Raw genomic sequence first — 15975 nt, 5'->3', positions numbered from 1 at the left:
ACTGCGCCAGAATGCCATATGCATTGAGATGGCCAGTCTCAACTTATCTGCAACTGTGACAGTTGAGCACAATCGGGACGGCATTCCCGACCAACTGGACCGTCGCCCACTGATAGGCGTATTCGTCGGTCTTCTCCTTCGTACCGACGATTTCGTCTTCGTAGCCCGTTCTATCGCCGGTGAAGGGGGTAGCTTCGGTAATGTCGACTACGACGATTCCAGCTCGAAAAAACTGCTCTGTCTCAGCAACTTCGCTCAGGAGCCGAGTGATGGTCTGCCGGTACATCTCTCGGATCTGTTCAATCGAGCGGTCACGAAGTCGTGGGCGTCGTGCTCGAACCAGACACCCGAGACGGTCCGGAAATCCTCAATGAGCGCCGTCAGTGGACTCAGGCCGTACAGCGGCGTCAAGTCATACGCCGGCCAGTCGAGATACTCCGTTGTCGCTATCGAACGGAAGACGTCGCGTCGAGAGACGGCAGCTGGTGCCATCGGGGACACGTCTGTTGTTCCCGGCCACTGATATGACGTTCTCTCCGACGCTCACGAGCGGGTCCTAACTCTCCTCAGTTTCGGGATCGTTTGTAGACAGCAATCCCGTCGCCATCAGCCGTCGCGTGATCGCGACCAGCCCGTTGTCGAATCCGCGGCCAAAGACGCCTTGTTCGTGCTCACGACCGTCTGCACTCGTTTCGGTGAACGAACTCACCAAAATCGCCTCACGGTCGGCCAGTAACAGCCGACTGATCTCGGTATCGTCGTCTGGAAGCGGTGACCGACTCAACCAGTCCAATCCCGAGACGAACACTTCGACACCGGGAAGGGTATCCTGAATCGTGGCCTGGAGGCCTTCATCGACTGTCCCAACAATGACGTTCACATCGCGTTCCTGAGCCGATTGCAGTTGTTCGGCCAACTGGTCGGTGAAAATACTCTCGTGGCCGATCACGAGGATCAACTCCTCTGTCGCTCCCTCGATCAACTGCTGTGTCCGGCTTGTAATGCCCATATCGCCGGAGATGGACCACACCTCGTGGGTGGCCTCCGTCGATTCTCCATCGTCGGTCGGTTCAAGCCCGCTCAGGGCACTCCGGAGTGACTCGGTGCGCTCGGCGTACTCCGACTGGAGCGTGTTAATCGCCTCGTCGATAGAGACCGCTCGAAATATCTGCGGCTTCGAGTGCTGGGTTTCTACCAGCCCCTTCGATTCCAGTACGCGAATCGCGTCGTAGACGCGCGTCCGTGGCACCTCGGAGGTCTCGCTAATGTCTTTGGCCGTTCCCTGCTGTCGGCGTGTGAGCGCGACGAACGACTTGGCTTCGTACTCTTTGAGCCCGAGTTGTTGGAGCAATTCGATCGCTTGGTCTTGATTTGAAACATCTTCCATTGGTCCCAACCTCGACTGCTACCTCCTGGTTCGTGCCCCGGATGTTTAGTACGTCGCACCGATATCCATCGATGTCACCCAAATAATCACAAAATAATTCCGTATTTGAGGGTTTTGAGAGGCTTGAAACCAGTATTGTTTAACTGTTCACTCACTTAATCACAATACTTCTTTGTGCGGGTAGCACAGAGGGTAGAATGGCGTGTAGGCACAGATCTGGTCCCAACCTCTCTGTCGCTACACGCCAGAAACCACCATACACGGTGGTTTTCACAGGAGTGGTGACGAGTTAATGTTCGGCGATCCATCCGACCAAGCACGATCCACAGCCGTCAAACAGCTCAAAGCGCTCGGCCTCAGTACCTACGCCGCCCGGACATTCGTCGCACTCGTCAGTCTGGGTGAAGGGACTGCTCAGGACGTGAGTGAAGTTGCCGATGTCCCCCGAACACGCGTCTACGACGCAGCTGAAGAGCTACATGATCGCGGTCTCGTCGACGTGAAACAGTCTAGTCCCAAGCGATTTTGGGCCATTTCGACGGAGACGGCCGGCCGTCACTTCGAACAGGAATACGACAACCGAGTGACGGTCCTGACAGACGCACTCGACGAGCTTGCATCAGCGACTCGCAGTACTGAACAGCAGGGTGTCTGGACGGTAACCGGCCGGGACACCGTGACCGAACGCGTCGTGGATTTCATCTCGTCCGCTGATGCCGAGGTCGCGTACATGAGTGTCGGGGAGCTGCTGACGGACGAGATCGCTGAATGCCTCTCGACCGCCAGCGACCGTGGGGTCTCGATCCGGCTCGCAGAGATGTCACAATCCGTCGAAGCCCGACTCGAACAGGACGTTCCTGACGCGCAACTGTTCGAATCGGTGTGGGACTGGTCGGATACGCCTGCTGGTCGCCTCCTCATGGTGGACCGGAATAAGACGCTCGTGAGCGTGCTCGTCGACGGCAACGGTGAACACCCACCCGAACCTCGTGACGAAACCGCCATCTGGGGCACGGGCCAGACGAACAGCCTCGTCGTTGTGCTGAAGGCACTGTTCACCTGGCAACTCGACACCAGTCGCGATTCGCGAGATGGGCAATAACTCAGATACTCACAACGATCTTATCTACCCCAGTCGACGCGGTGTTTCCCGGTGAATATAGCCTTCTTTAAGCCGAGAGCAGTGTAGGACTGCCTGAACCCAGCGATTGAGCCCGCGTGTTTTCCCGAAGTCTGTTCGACTAGAGCAAGTCGATGTTCACTAAGTGGAGGAGATCGCTTTCCACAGGATATAACGATTCCTCTGCTTCCACCGTTTCAAATACCTAGTTTTCGGCCAGCACGTTTTTATTCTCATACTGTTTTGATTATTATGGTGAATTGATCGTATCGAGATGACAGACCGTCCAATACGTATCCTTCACGTCGACGATCAACCAGATTTTACAGACCTGACTGCGACGTATCTGGAACGTAAGGACGACTCGTTCTCCATCGCGACCGCCAAGAGTGCGGACGAAGGTATCGAACTTCTCCGTGAGACGGATTTTGACTGTATCATTAGCGATTACGATATGCCGGGAAAGACAGGGCTCGATTTTCTCGAAACCGTCCGAGAGGGCTACCCTAACCTTCCATTCATTCTCTTTACTGGGAAGGGGTCGGAGGAAGTAGCTGGCAAGGCCATTTCCGCCGGGGCGACCGATTATCTCCAGAAGGATGCCGGAAGCGACCAATACTCACTATTAGCAAATCGCATTCGAAATTACGCCGATAATTCACACTCACAGAGACAACGTGAACGGCAGTTAGAAGCGATGGAGAATGCCCGTGAACCGATCAGTATTCTCAACGATGACAGTGAGTTTGTCTATGTGAATACGGCGTTTGCCGAGCTTTACGAGTACAGCGAAGACGAACTGCTCGGCGAGCATTGGGGATTGTTATACCCCGACAAAGACATACAGCACGTCCGAGAACGGATTCTCCCGACGGTTCGCGCTGAAGGTTACTGGCAGGGACAAACGACCGGGCTTCGAGCGGACGGAAGTACCTTCGTCGAAGATCACATCATCTCTACGACGGACAGAGGAGATCTCGTTTGTACCGTCCGTAATGCCACCGAGCGAGACGAGCGGGAACGGACGCTCGAACGCCATGAGACGGTTATTGAGGCTCTGAACGACCCGGTCTACGCACTCGATTCCGAAGGCAGGTTCACATTCGTCAACGACGCCTTCGTGAGTCTCGTCGGATACGAGCGAGAGCGGATTCTCGGGGGGACACCGGAACTCATCAAAAACCGAAGTGACGTGGAGATCGCCGAACGGAACCTCGCCGGCCTTCTGTCATCGACGGGGCCGGAGAGCCTCGTATTCGAAGTCGAGGTTCAGCCGAAAGACGGCGACTCAATCTACTGTGAAGATCATATGGGCGTCCTTCCGTACGAGGGTGACGGGTTCGACGGGTCGGTCGGCGTGCTTCGAGACATAACCGAGCGAAAGGAGCGAGAGCGCGACTTACAGCGGTACGAAGCGATCATCGAAGCGTCGGGTGACCCGGTGTACTCTCTTGATACCGACGGTCGGTTCACCTTCGTGAATGAAGCCGGCATCGAAATGACGGGATACGACGTGGAGACGCTTCTCGGGGAACATATCTCGATCATCATGGACGGAGCGGATATCGAACGGGGCAAACGGTTGATCGACTCGCTCCTCACGAGTGATGAAACGTGGGATACCTTCGAGATGGAGGTAGTGACTCGGGACGGCAAGCGGATTCTGTGCGAGAACCATCTCGGACTGATGCCCGAGGACTGTGAGTACAACGGAACGGTCGGTATCCTCCGGGACATAACTGATCGGAGCGAGTGAACGCGGGAACTCGAACGACAGAACACGGGATTGGGGGGAGTTCACCAGCGTCGCCTCTCACGACCTCCGAAACCCACTTTCAATCGCAAAATAACGATTGAAGACCGCCCGAGACGAGTTCGAGAGCGACCATCTGTCCCTCTATCGTCGGATCGTCCCACCCGAAGACCGCGGTCACGGTTGCCAATACCCGCTTCCCCTCGTACTCCGTTTCCCGGCACGTTTCGAGTGACAGCCACACGTCGCGAATCACTTCGCTTCGACCGCTGTACCGTGTGTCTCCGCAACTGTATCGAGGTCGTCCCGGAGTCGCTCCGTCATGGATGCGCTCACTATCGGCATTCTCGGTGGCCCTCGTCAGTATCTCTCATCGACCGGGCTCCCGAGTTCGTCTCTGATGCGGGCGACGTGGTCGACGAACTCGTGGGCTGTTCGCTCGCGCGGTCGCTCTAGGTCGATAGAGATGGTCGACTGTACGGTTCCGGGGTCGGCGTCCATCACGACGACCCGGTCGGCCAGCGTCACCGCTTCGTCGATGTCGTGTGTGACGAACAGTACGGTCTTGTCCATCTCACGCCAAATCTCCAGCAACTCACGCTGGAGGCAACGCCGCGTCTGTGCGTCGACGCTCCCGAACGGTTCGTCCATCAGGAGCATCGCCGGATCGACAGCCAGCGCCCGGGCGAGTCCCGCTCGTTGTTTCATGCCTCCGGACAGTTCTGCAGGATAGGCGTCGGCTCGCTCCTCCAGTCCGACCAGTTCGAGCATCGTCCGGACGCGCTCGGACCGTGGCCCCTCAGGCATCCCCCGTTCGACGAGTCCGAAGGCAACGTTCTCCCGGACGGTGAGCCACGGGAACAGGGCGTACTCCTGGAACACCATGGCACGGTCGGGGTCCGGACCGGTTACGGTTTCCCCGTCGACCAGTATCCGGCCGCCGGTCGGGGCCTCCAGCCCACCGACGAGGCGAACGAGCGTCGTCTTGCCACACCCGGAGGGCCCGACGACGGTGACGAACTCGCCTGGCTCGACGGTGAACGACAGGTCCACGAGCGCCGTCGTAGCCGTGCCCTCGGTAGCATCGTATCGTTTGTGGACGCTCTCGGCCGCGACCGCCGGCGCCGATGAGCGGTCAGGCCCGGTCATGCCTGCCACCGGAGGAGTCTCGCTTCGAGCCTGCGGACGCCCCAGTCGCTCGCCAGGAAGACGGCGCTGATCGCGAGCATATATGCGACGCTGCGTTCCATCGCGAGGTTGTTCGCGCTCGTGATGATCTCGTAGCCGACGCCGGGAGCGCCGAACAGTTCGGCGGCGATGACCATCATCCAGCACTGCCCGACGCTGGTCCGGAGGCCGGTCAGCAGCTCGGGCGTCGCGTCCGGGATCACGACCCGCCGGACCAGTCGATACTCGCTGTCGACGCCGAGGTTGCTCGCGACCTCAAGCAACTCCCGCGAGACGTTCTCGACGCCGCTGTAGGCGTTGTAGAAGGTGATCCAGAACGCGCCGACGAAGACGATGAACGCCGCGCCCGTGTGACCGAGGCCGAACCAGATGATCGCGAACACGATCCACGCCAGCGGCGGGATCGGCCGGAGGACGCGCACTACTGGCGTCAACACGTCGTCCAGCCACCCCCACCAGCCCATAGCGATACCGAGCGTGGCGCCCGCGGTCACGCCGAGAACGACACCGGGAACGTAGTGGGCGAGGCTCTGCCCCAGATGGACGAACAGCGCCCCGCTGGTCAGTTCGCCCCACAACGCCTGGGTGACCTCGACCGGACCAGGGAGCAGGTACGTCGGCTGCTTATTCGCCGCTGCCCACCACAGCAGGAGGAACACGCCCGTTCCGGCCGCTCCCCGACGGATCCGGGCCGGATTCCACTCCGGTCCGAGCGCCAAGATTGTCGATCCGTTGTCGTGACCCGGATCGTCCTGGGAGTCGTACTCGGTCGCCATCACTGGGTCTTCAGATCTCGGTAGAGTGACGGTTCGAAGATGTCGTCAGTCGAGACCGTCTCGGAGATCTGTCCGAGAGCGTGCATCCGTTCGACACACAGTTCGGTCCCGCCCACGATAGCCCGAGGATCGGTGATGTAGTTCGAGACCGGCGACCGAATCGCCTGCTGGGCAAGTGTCCGGGAGAGTCGGTCGCCGAACGCACCGCTCACAGACTTCGCGGCTTCGGCGGGTCGGTCGTTGATCAGTGCTGTCGCATTGCGGTGCTGGCGGAGCACCGCTCTCGCGATGTCGGGGTTCTCGTCCCAGACCCGGTCGTGCATGAACATGATACCGCCCGGCGAGTCGGGGATGAACTCGCCGGTGTGCGTGATTCGTCGGAACGGGGCGTCCCGGGCTTCGAGGACCGTCGGGATCGGTTCCATGATCAGGGTCCCGTCGGCGTTCCCGGAGAGTAGTGCCCGCCGTACCGGCCCGAGCCCGGCCATGTTCTCGATCGTGACGTTCCCCGTGCCGACACCCAGTTCCTCGTCGAGCCACTGTCGGAGCAACACGTAGGCGACGCTACCCTTGGGGAACGTGGAGAACCTGAACGGTCGGTCGTGCTGACTCCGGAACTTCTCGAAGGCGGCGGCTCCGTGTTCGTCGTAGAGCGAGGCGAACTCCTCCGAGGTGAGGACAGCGAAGCCGCCGGTCTGGTTCGCTGCCGTAACCTTCCCTGGCACCCCCTTGTGCTTCATGCGGATAGCCGGCGTGATGCCGATGAACGCGACGTCGACGTCCCCGTCCGAATACGCTGTGACGATGTTCAGTCCCTGATTGGCGAAGTTCGTCGCTTCGACCGACGGACTGATCTCCGAGAGCATCTCCCGTTCGTCCATCACGAGAAACTGCAGGAAGGGGAAGATCGGCTTGTACGCGACCGAGAGGGTGTCTAGACTGCTCCCACCGAGTACTGAGCCACATCCCGCGAGGCCGGCCGTGGCCGCGACGCTGCCGACCCTCAGGAACCGTCGTCTGGTGCTTCCAGCCGCCTCGGTTTGCTTGCCGCGATTTTTAGGTTTACCTAAAACCATGTCTGTGGATTGTCACCCGTTTCAACTAAAATCTTTCGCGAATCAGTTCGGGTGGCAACCGGCACGGACGGTCTCTTCGTGTCAGTGGTCCGCTCCGCGTGATCGTCGTTGCTGGTATCGCCCGTGTGCGACGAGTGCTACCAGGGCACCGAGGGCGACCAGTTTTACCACCACTGTCACCCCGACCTGTGTGCTCAGATAGGGAGCGAGAGTGGTGCCCAGCCAGGTCGACGCCTGGTAGAGGCCGGTGAGCAGTACCACGGCCACGAACAGCGGGACGAGCCGTCTGAACCGCTGGACCACCGGCCTGACGCCGGTCTGCCTGTCGCTCCTCACCGCCGGCACCACGACCGCGTTGTGCCAGACCGCGCCGCCGATCCAGGCACCGACAGCGACGAGGTGGAGCGCTCTGACGGCGACCGCACCGAACGAGCCACCGTTCATTCCGACGTCTGCACAGGCGATCGCGACGAGTCCGAGGCCAGCCGACACCGCGATCACGAGGACGAAGGGTCGGGAAATTTCCGGCGGGACGGTCCGTCGGTTCACCGCAACCGTGACGCCGAGTGCGACCGTGCCAGTCAGCCCACCGAGAGCCAGTGACACTGCGGCGGTACCGACATCCGCTGCGGTCGCCAACCGGACGACGAGGCTTGCAAGCGCCGCGACACCTGCGACGTGTCCGACCTGGGACCAGCGACGGACCAGCCACGGCAGCCGCCTGCCGGCCATGCAGGTGTACCAGTACCACAGGAGCCCGTTCGTCAGGACTGTCCCCAGCGAGACGATGGCGACCCACGATGCGACGGGGGAGACTGGCGAGGTGTCGGTCCCGGTCCACGTGAGGGACACACCGAGGAGCGAGGCGACGACGAGCGTTGCTAAGACGACCCGGGGTTTGCGTGGCATGTGTTGCTCAGTCCGATCTCGGCCAGTACCTACCGACAGACGTCACACCCGATAGACCAGAGCGCGATCAGTGCGACTACAACCGGGACGTGGGCCACGACGAGCAGCGGGAATGTGAGCACCCCTAGACCGAGTGCGCTCCCGAGTGTCCGCACGGCCGTCCCCAGCAGCGGGAGCGCGAGCAGCGCCCCGACCGTGATCCCGACCCGTACCGGGAGCGATCGGTCGTCGATCTCGTGGTGCAGGTGCGAGACGTGGTTCCGGATGGTCCGTATCATCGTCTCTCACCCAGTTCGACATCTCTCCCCCGCATCTCTCGTCCGTTCTCTTCCAGCCTTTTAGGGATGCCTAAATTCATGCGGTCGGCGATTTCGACGGCAGCTACGAGATAGCTGTCCCGAACACGTTCGGCTCACGGTGCTCCGCTGTCCGTTCGAAGCGACGCGTCGGCCCCGGGGCTTACCGAGACCGTGCGGAAGACGGGGAACTGCTCAGCGGCCTCGTGACATTACTCGCCGATCGACTCGCAGCGACTGGTGTCCGCTTGGCATATCCTGTCGTCGACGATATCGAAGCGGGGGTGTGATCGTCGTGGGAGAAATTACTGTTCTGTCCGACAATCGGGTTGCCACCACGTTTGCCACGCGTGTCGCTTGGCGGCAGTAACCGAACGCGTCTTTTAGAGCTGTTCACTCCCCATCCACACTGAAGACCAAGCGTTGGCTATTCACCATAGCTCACACCGAACATACTGGGATCGAGGGAACTGGGAACAGCAGTAGGGACTATTGGTCGTTGTTGTATGCCGTGATAATATCCAATATGTCGTTCATTGATAACGGTCCATGTCCGGGCAACGGCTGTTCGTTGTTGAATTTCGTAATCGAATCTAGCACTTCGTTGAAACTAACGCGACCGTCGTCATCGCGATAAACCGAACTCGGATCCTCTTCGGGTGATTCCACGGTAACACTGATGCGGTCTTCGATGTCTCGAGAAGACGTACCGATCATAACTTCATATTCTCCCTGCCTCACTTCCCAATCTCCGGCATCAGGGTCCCAGTAACTGAAATCATCGGCCTTCAACTCGATGGTAACCGTTTCAGTACTGCCAGCTTCAACAGACTGTTTTGCAAAACCCTTGAGTTCCTTCGGTGGTCGGTCGATAGGTGCCTCACGGTCGGCGATGTACACCTGAACAGTTTCAGAACCTTCGATTTCACCCACGTTCCGGACATCGGCACTCACGGTGACCCCTTGGTCAGCTACAATCGTGTCCGCCGAAACTCCAATATTTGACAATTCAAACTCCGTGTAGGACTCACCGTAGCCGAAGGGGAACAATGGCTCAATATCCGCTTCGTCGAAGTGTCGGTATCCGACGTAGAGCCCCTCATCATAGTAGACATCACCCGAAACGCCGGGATATCCGCGTGCTTCTTCAGGAAGCGTGGATATCTCTTGGGGCAGATACTCGTCTGACGACTGAGCGAATGTCACTGGTGTTTTTCCCGACGGGTTTGAATGTCCAACTAAGAGATTCCCAAGTGCAGTTCCGGCTTCCTGGCCAGCGAACCAAGGCTGTAGAACCGCTGGAATACTATCAATCCAAGGCATCTTGACCGGCGATCCTGTGTTCAATACAACGATTGTATTGTCGTTTTCGTCCGCAACTGCTTGGATCATCGCCTCTTGGTCCATTGGCAGGCCGAACTTGTACCGATCCGCGCCGATATTTGTGAACGTTCGTGCTATAAACACAGCAACATCATTCTGCGATGCAGCATCGACAGCACTTTGTATATTAGACGGGGGATTCCACTGCAATTTTGCCGGTCCACTACCAGTAATTTCAACAGTCACGTCGTAAGTAGTGCCAGATTGAAGATCGATACCGGAACGTTCAGGCGTTGCTTGCGAACCAACACGTGCCGGTTCTCTGTACATTACCAGTTCACCATCAATATACAGTTTGCCCTGACCGCCAGTCAAGAATGATAGCCCATATGTGCCGGTTTGCGAAGGTGTGACCGTTCCGGTCCACTTTGCGGATTGGAACTTCGCAGGTTGTCTGAAACCTGAACCTTCGACATCAATAGTGGCTTGCGTCCCTGCCTCGATTGGATCCCCTTCTAAATCTGAATTATCGTAGTATTCATATTCAAACCCGGACTCGTCAGATGGAACGTATTAGATTATCCGTTTGAGTCCCGTTGACCGTCACACCGTCTGGAGTCGCCTCATCTGCCCATCAACGGGACCGACTCGCCTGATCGGATTCGAGATTGTTTCGCTTCCACCGACCCCGGGTTTAAATTCCGTAGGTGTTGGTCCGATAACTCCTATCGAACTGACGTTTGATACATCAATAGGAAGCACATTATCCTCGTTTTTCAGAAGCACAGTGCCTTCTTCGGCTATCTCTTGTGCAAGCGTAATGTGGTCAGAGTTGCCAATGACAGATGAATCACCGACCCCTTCCCGATCCCCGGAAAGCGAACCAATCTCTCTCTGTGATCTGAGCCCACGTCGAACCATTTCATCGACAACGGCTTCGTCCAGGGTATCATCAACTGCATCCTGCAGAGACGATCCAAAATACGAGGCACGGGGCATTTCCACATCAAGTCCATTCCTTGCTGCAGATACAGTGCTGTGAGTTCCACCCCAATCAGAGAGGACAAATCCATCGAATCCCCACTCGTCTTTCAGGATATCACGGAGAAGATTGCGGTTCTCACTCGAGAACACACCGTTGACACGGTTGTACGCTGCTATGAGTGCACCAGCGTTGCCGTCCTGCACTGCGTGTCTAAATGGTGGTAGATAGATTTCCCGCAGAGTCCGTTCGTCGACTACAGAGTTATGTTCTGAGATGGAGGACTCATCGTAGGCATCCCCGGTCGTACGAGTCTGATTGTAAGCGACAAAATGCTTGGGAGTGGCAATAACGTTCTCCGCCTGTACTGAACTAGTATATGCTACGGCCATTTCTGAGGAGAGATATGGATCCTCGCCGTACGTTTCCGAGTTGCGGCTATCGAACGGAACCCGAAACATATCCATCGAGGGGCCTAGCAATACGTCGGCTTCTCCCGCTTTGGTTTCGCGTGCTATCGCTTTGCCCATCTCCTGTGCTAATGATGGATTAAATGTCGATGCTAACGCGATCGGATGTGGGAAGGCAGTCGTGCTTGTATTGTCACCCAGCGCTGCACCGGTCGGGCCGTTGATTAGATCCAGTTGTGGAACCGTCGGGCTTTCTAAACCAGTCACACGCCCCGCGATTTCAGGAGTCCTACCTACTCCGTGAGTCCGACTAACCTTCTGTTTAAGCGACATCGAACTGACCAGAGAGTCAATATCAGTCGTAGAGGCCTCACTGGCGCTCACTGAATTCATCCCGACTCCGTATCCCAGTGTAGCGATTCCGAGCGACTGAATAAAGTGACGCCTTTTCATGCTTGTATTGAACGTTCTCTCCCCGGATTCGTGGTTTTCGCTCATCGCAGGTCATCCGTTCTGCATTCCCAGTAATAAATATATGCACAAACAGGAACTCTGTAAGAAAATCAGCTATCTGATTTTGGAAAAAGGATTTTCTACACTCAATGTGGACTATTTATATCTGCGGAGCGGACGCACCATTAGACAACATCAGTTTGAACCGTCAGCGCTAGTGTGAACCGGGAAACCGTTGATCTCCACGTCGAGGCCTTCCCGCTTCACGAACAACGTCGTTCGGTTAGGAAAACTTCTGTTGTCGAGCGAGGCGAGACCACCGAGTGTACGGTGGTTTCGCGACACCCAAAGCGGGAAGCAACTACTTCACGAACGACGACAGCCCCGACGAAGATTTAGGCGGGGACCCTCGGCAACAGCATGGGTTGTGCCCGCTCCCTCCAACCAGAGGGGGTCCGCTCACACTTCGGGATCGTGTCGGCCACTCGTTCAACGCGATGGAGTGCTCTCATTACAAGGATATAATGTGATAGCAGTTGAGGCGAAGTCTTCAATATATGCACCCTCACTACCGACTGATACTGTTGTTTCGCCTGTGTCAATGAGAAGACTGTTTTTTGTGCCGAATCCACCGTCTTGTGGATACAATATATTCTGTGTAGTCTCTATTATTTCGCCAGATATGGTCTCTGTTTCTCTTTTCGATGATCCAGTGTAATATCCAGAAACTTGGGCAGCGATTGAATCTCCACGACGAAGGTGGATTGTTGCATTGAGAACGGCGGCTAGCCAAGAATTATATCGGTTAGGCAGCTGGTCAGCAGTTGGGACCAACACTTCGTGTGCTGGTTGCCAAATCACACTCATAAATGCCCCCCCAACGAGGGCCGTATTAACACGGTTGGTAAGGGAGATGCAATTTCTATCTGTTTGGCCCCAGTCGAGAAGATTCGCAGCCCCAACTATACCCTGTTTGCCATCCGCCACCAATAGCACTCCACTGGTGTCATAAAAGAAACGGACTGCGGAGGCTACCGACTGAAGATTAGTACTTGTAACCTCGGATATCTCTCCATGCAGGGTAAGTAAAACAAAAACACCGTCTTCCACCGCCTGCCGAAGAGCGTCTGCAAAATCAGAAAGGTGTGTAACTGGAATCATCAGTAATATCGCTTTTGAGGACTCATTGATTATCGATCTCATTCGTTTCTTGAGTGTTTGTCGAGAACGAATGAGCTCCGGTGGCGTATCTTGATTTGTGGGTGTTTCGTAATACGTCTCGATCTTCCCCTCCAAATTTGACAATTCGCTCCGAATATCGTTGAAAGCCTCCGTGGGGGGACGGGCACAGACTAACATTGGAGTTCTGTTTGAATGAACAGTAACCAGACCCCGTTCAGCAAGTTTCTCACAGATCTCGTACACATAGCTTGTTGAGACGTCTGATTCAGCTGCTAATGTAGTTGGTTTTATTTGATCATGCTCAATGATCGTCATATATACGTTGGCCTCTTTTTTCGAAAGGCCAAGCTTCTGCAGTTCTGCCTCCATACTTCCGTTTTCGTATCGTTTTCCAACTTTTTCAGACATAGTTGAATTTGATTTTGATCATCGGGTTTATATCAAATACTTCAGGTGAACCATTCATCATAATAGATAGTCTACTAGAGTATTTACTAACCTCCGGATAAAAAGTTCTATCGGCTGTTCCCACCGTTCCTGATTACCGGCTTGGTTTCTGGAGTAGCACGAATGAGGTCAAAACGACTGATTCAGTAAGTTGAACAAAGATGGTGGTCCCTCACGATGGTGAGGGTGCCGTCAATCAAGACGAGATCGATAGTTGTCGCTTGATCAGGGTGCTGTCGTCAGACGTCGGCGGATTCAGCCCAAGGTCCAGTTGGCTGTAGATCGGCGGGATTCCGACACCGTTGGTCAATGGCTTCCTACTTCCGACTCAACGGATCGTCGAGAGAGTAATCAATCCACTCCCGGAACACCTCAAAGCGGAACCAGACAAGGAGTACTCGTCCTTCGCATCGCGGCGAGCAGCCCCATCGGATAATCACTCAAACCCCCCCGTACTAACCCGAGACTTCGTATCCGCTACCTGTGTGAAACGCACCAACGTGGGATAGCGATCCGAACTGATCTCGACGAGCCGACCTCGTCACGACGTTCGGGAACCTCGATCGCTCGACTGGCGGGATCGACGATGGGTATCCAGCGTGGCATCCTGCTTCGCTCTCCTTTCGAGCGATGGTTCTCGCGTTCGTTTTCATGCAGAGTATGGGTGATTCGTATGCCGAGTTCACACGACGACAGACCCGGCGACCGGAAGTGGCAACGATCTCCAGGTTTAGTCGAGTGCCCGACACACGAGTGAGCTACACTACTTGCGTTAGGATATCACATTCGCAGACCCAGAGAAGTGGGAATAGTTCTAGAACCTGTAAGGGTTATCTGTAACTACAGTCTGTAACACATATCTGTAATAGCAGGCAGTCGACTAACGGGGCCGGGTAAGAATAGCAGAGATTTAACTGTAACAGATATCTGTTACAGGTTGTTGTGGCAACTATCTGTAGTAGACCCCTGTAATTAATGGCTGTTTGTGGGACAGCACCGCACCACAACAGGTCCAAACCCGCCTTCGAGTGGAAGAAATCTGTTACAGATATCTGTCTGTACCGTCTGACACAGATTTATGTATACTACCGTCGATACGCGAACCGTATGATAACGGCCGTAGTCTACTCGGAGTCCGGCGGTACGTACAAGACGACGATGACGGCCAACCTCGCAGTGGCGTTGGAACGAATGGGAGCACGTACGTTGGTAATCGATCTGGACCCGCAGGAGGGGAACCTAACGAGTCTGTTCGATGCCGGAGCGAGCCGGAGCGACCCCGACGCGGACAATCTGGTCAAGCATATTCTCGATATGCCTGATGGTGACTTCGATGATCTGATCGAGACCACAGACGAAGGTGTGGATATCATCCCGAGTCACGATATGCTCGGAGACTTCACCTCCAATCTGGAGCAGAAAATCTCCTACGAGACGGGGATGAAAAACATGAACCGAGACGAGTACCCGCGGTTCGAACTCCTGTATGACCTGCTCTGGAACGAGCACAACCTCAATGAGAGATACGATGCGATACTCGTCGACCCGAACGCACGAGCCGAGGACCTCCTCTACAACGCGATATTCGCGTTACGGACCCTGGTCGCACCGGTGAAACCAGCCGGCAAGGGGAATCTGAGTCTCGATGGTCTAGCTGAGCTTGTCGGTAACATGGAGACACAGCTGGATATCGAGATCGGGCTCTCCTGTGTCGTTCCGTCCGGCGTCGGCCAGACGAACGCACACCAGCAGTACCAGCAACAGTTCGACGACACGGACGCGTTTGCGACACCCGTCACCATCGGCAATCGAGAGAGCCTCATGGACGCGATGTGGGAAGCTCGTGGATCCGCGTTCAGGGTCGTTGAAGAGCGCTGGAAAACATTCGAGCAGGATGGTGAGATGGTCAGTGAACCAGGCCAGCGCCGTATCCGCGATCGAGAGGTCGAGACGCTCGAGAAGTTGTTCGGGTTAGCTCACTTCGTCGCCACAGAAACGTTCGATGCTCAGGTAGACTCCGTCTTGGAACTCGAGATCCAGGGGCACGACAACAGGCACATCGAGCTAACCGACGAAGAACAGACGGAGGCTACTCCATGAATAACTTCAAATCCGGCTCCGGGAATCTGGATTTTGGTGCCGAGAACGATGGGGAGACGGAAGACTCCGAGGACGTCGTTGACAAGGGGAAGTCACAAGAGAGTGATCAGCCCGGAGAACGAGTGGATTCCCCGGGTGAGACTGGGTCCAAGGATCCAGGACCAGCGAACGATTCAGACAGAGAGACAAGCGAGGAGAGTGAGTACCCATACTTCGTAAGGCGGAGCAACGTTGGCGACGAGCGAGACACCCGATTAGAACTTCATGTCCGAGATAGCGTAGCAGATCAAGAAGGACGCTTCCGGTCAGAACTGGCCGATGCGCTTGCTGTGAGCGAGGTCTCGAAGACCGACGCTCGTGAGTTTGCACTCCTGGCTGCCTATGAGCACCCTCAGAAAGTGGCCGAACTGATGGAAGAGGAAGGATTCGGCGTAATCTGAGAAAGATACGCCAGCCGACTCACCCACCAAATTGTATCACGACATGCGGTTTATTGGAGTGAACGCCGATGGCGGACGTTCCGGAAATTCGTAGCATATCCTGACTCCGGGTCTCTGCTGATCTCGCGGGTCC

General features: G+C 56.3%; 13 protein-coding genes and 1 pseudogene. 4 read left to right on the top strand and 10 right to left on the bottom strand.

The window, feature by feature from the left end; translation table 11 throughout:
- Positions 1-46: 46 nt before the first annotated feature.
- Positions 47-328, bottom strand: a pseudogene (locus tag P0204_RS16330) (transposase); the annotation flags it as partial.
- 228 nt (positions 329-556) lie between these two features.
- Positions 557-1387, bottom strand: coding sequence for a TrmB family transcriptional regulator (locus P0204_RS16325; protein ID WP_276223725.1), 831 nt, complete (start codon positions 1385-1387; stop codon positions 557-559).
- Between the two features lie 292 nt (positions 1388-1679).
- On the opposite strand from P0204_RS16325, the gene P0204_RS16320 reads away from it, so the two are divergent.
- Together P0204_RS16320 and P0204_RS16315 are read left to right on the top strand one after the other, a co-directional pair.
- Positions 1680-2489: a TrmB family transcriptional regulator gene (locus tag P0204_RS16320; protein WP_276223724.1), complete on the top strand. Its 810-nt coding sequence runs from the start codon at positions 1680-1682 to the stop codon at positions 2487-2489.
- Between the two features lie 292 nt (positions 2490-2781).
- The gene (locus tag P0204_RS16315) at positions 2782-4263 is read left to right on the top strand and encodes a PAS domain S-box protein (protein ID WP_276223723.1); all 1482 of its coding nucleotides are present in this window, start codon (positions 2782-2784) and stop codon (positions 4261-4263) included.
- Positions 4264-4620: 357 nt separating this feature from the next.
- Here the strand turns inward: P0204_RS16315 and P0204_RS16305 are convergent, their stop codons facing one another.
- The 8 genes from P0204_RS16305 to P0204_RS16270 form a co-directional block, all read right to left on the bottom strand.
- The gene (locus P0204_RS16305; protein ID WP_276223722.1) at positions 4621-5409 is read right to left on the bottom strand and encodes an ABC transporter ATP-binding protein; all 789 of its coding nucleotides are present in this window, start codon (positions 5407-5409) and stop codon (positions 4621-4623) included.
- Complete coding sequence (locus tag P0204_RS16300; protein ID WP_276223697.1) at positions 5406-6224, bottom strand: ABC transporter permease; 819 nt, start codon at positions 6222-6224, stop codon at positions 5406-5408. The genes P0204_RS16305 and P0204_RS16300 overlap by 4 nt, the downstream gene beginning before the upstream one ends.
- Positions 6224-7300, bottom strand: a complete 1077-nt coding sequence (locus P0204_RS16295) for an ABC transporter substrate-binding protein (protein ID WP_276223720.1) — start codon at positions 7298-7300, stop codon at positions 6224-6226. Before P0204_RS16295 ends, P0204_RS16300 begins: the two co-directional genes overlap by 1 nt.
- 81 nt (positions 7301-7381) lie before the next feature.
- Positions 7382-8209, bottom strand: coding sequence for a CopD family protein (locus tag P0204_RS16290; RefSeq protein ID WP_276223694.1), 828 nt, complete (start codon positions 8207-8209; stop codon positions 7382-7384).
- 29 nt (positions 8210-8238) lie between these two features.
- Positions 8239-8487, bottom strand: coding sequence for a hypothetical protein (locus P0204_RS16285; RefSeq protein ID WP_276223718.1), 249 nt, complete (start codon positions 8485-8487; stop codon positions 8239-8241).
- Between the two features lie 507 nt (positions 8488-8994).
- The gene (locus tag P0204_RS16280) at positions 8995-10332 is read right to left on the bottom strand and encodes a glycoside hydrolase family 3 C-terminal domain-containing protein (protein ID WP_276223987.1); all 1338 of its coding nucleotides are present in this window, start codon (positions 10330-10332) and stop codon (positions 8995-8997) included.
- Positions 10333-10431: 99 nt separating this feature from the next.
- Positions 10432-11718: a glycoside hydrolase family 3 protein gene (locus P0204_RS16275; protein ID WP_276223717.1), complete on the bottom strand. Its 1287-nt coding sequence runs from the start codon at positions 11716-11718 to the stop codon at positions 10432-10434.
- 444 nt (positions 11719-12162) lie between these two features.
- Complete coding sequence (locus P0204_RS16270; protein WP_276223689.1) at positions 12163-13263, bottom strand: TrmB family transcriptional regulator sugar-binding domain-containing protein; 1101 nt, start codon at positions 13261-13263, stop codon at positions 12163-12165.
- Between the two features lie 1146 nt (positions 13264-14409).
- Between P0204_RS16270 and P0204_RS16260 the strand changes: the two genes are divergently transcribed.
- Both P0204_RS16260 and P0204_RS16255 read left to right on the top strand, forming a co-directional pair.
- A complete protein-coding gene (locus P0204_RS16260) occupies positions 14410-15402 on the top strand; it encodes a ParA family protein (protein ID WP_276223985.1) in 993 nt (330 codons plus the stop codon).
- Positions 15399-15842, top strand: coding sequence for a DUF7970 domain-containing protein (locus P0204_RS16255; RefSeq protein ID WP_276223687.1), 444 nt, complete (start codon positions 15399-15401; stop codon positions 15840-15842). The genes P0204_RS16260 and P0204_RS16255 overlap by 4 nt, the downstream gene beginning before the upstream one ends.
- Positions 15843-15975 lie beyond the last annotated feature (133 nt).

The sequence above is a fragment of the Haloarcula halophila genome (genome assembly GCF_029278565.1).
Classification (GTDB): Archaea; Halobacteriota; Halobacteria; order Halobacteriales; family Haloarculaceae; genus Haloarcula; species Haloarcula halophila.
Note: the sequence above shows the minus strand (reverse complement) of the source record. Positions and strands in the feature narration are given on the sequence as shown.

Coding starts and splice junctions, on each gene's coding strand:
- P0204_RS16320 (WP_276223724.1), top strand. CDS start 1,680: ATGTTCGGCGATCCATCCGACCAAGCACGATCCACAGCCGTCAAACAG.
- P0204_RS16315 (WP_276223723.1), top strand. CDS start 2,782: ATGACAGACCGTCCAATACGTATCCTTCACGTCGACGATCAACCAGAT.
- P0204_RS16325 (WP_276223725.1), bottom strand. CDS start 1,387: ATGGAAGATGTTTCAAATCAAGACCAAGCGATCGAATTGCTCCAACAA.
- P0204_RS16260 (WP_276223985.1), top strand. CDS start 14,410: ATGATAACGGCCGTAGTCTACTCGGAGTCCGGCGGTACGTACAAGACG.
- P0204_RS16275 (WP_276223717.1), bottom strand. CDS start 11,718: ATGAGCGAAAACCACGAATCCGGGGAGAGAACGTTCAATACAAGCATG.
- P0204_RS16290 (WP_276223694.1), bottom strand. CDS start 8,209: ATGCCACGCAAACCCCGGGTCGTCTTAGCAACGCTCGTCGTCGCCTCG.
- P0204_RS16270 (WP_276223689.1), bottom strand. CDS start 13,263: ATGTCTGAAAAAGTTGGAAAACGATACGAAAACGGAAGTATGGAGGCA.
- P0204_RS16300 (WP_276223697.1), bottom strand. CDS start 6,224: ATGGCGACCGAGTACGACTCCCAGGACGATCCGGGTCACGACAACGGA.
- P0204_RS16285 (WP_276223718.1), bottom strand. CDS start 8,487: ATGATACGGACCATCCGGAACCACGTCTCGCACCTGCACCACGAGATC.
- P0204_RS16305 (WP_276223722.1), bottom strand. CDS start 5,409: ATGACCGGGCCTGACCGCTCATCGGCGCCGGCGGTCGCGGCCGAGAGC.
- P0204_RS16295 (WP_276223720.1), bottom strand. CDS start 7,300: ATGGTTTTAGGTAAACCTAAAAATCGCGGCAAGCAAACCGAGGCGGCT.
- P0204_RS16255 (WP_276223687.1), top strand. CDS start 15,399: ATGAATAACTTCAAATCCGGCTCCGGGAATCTGGATTTTGGTGCCGAG.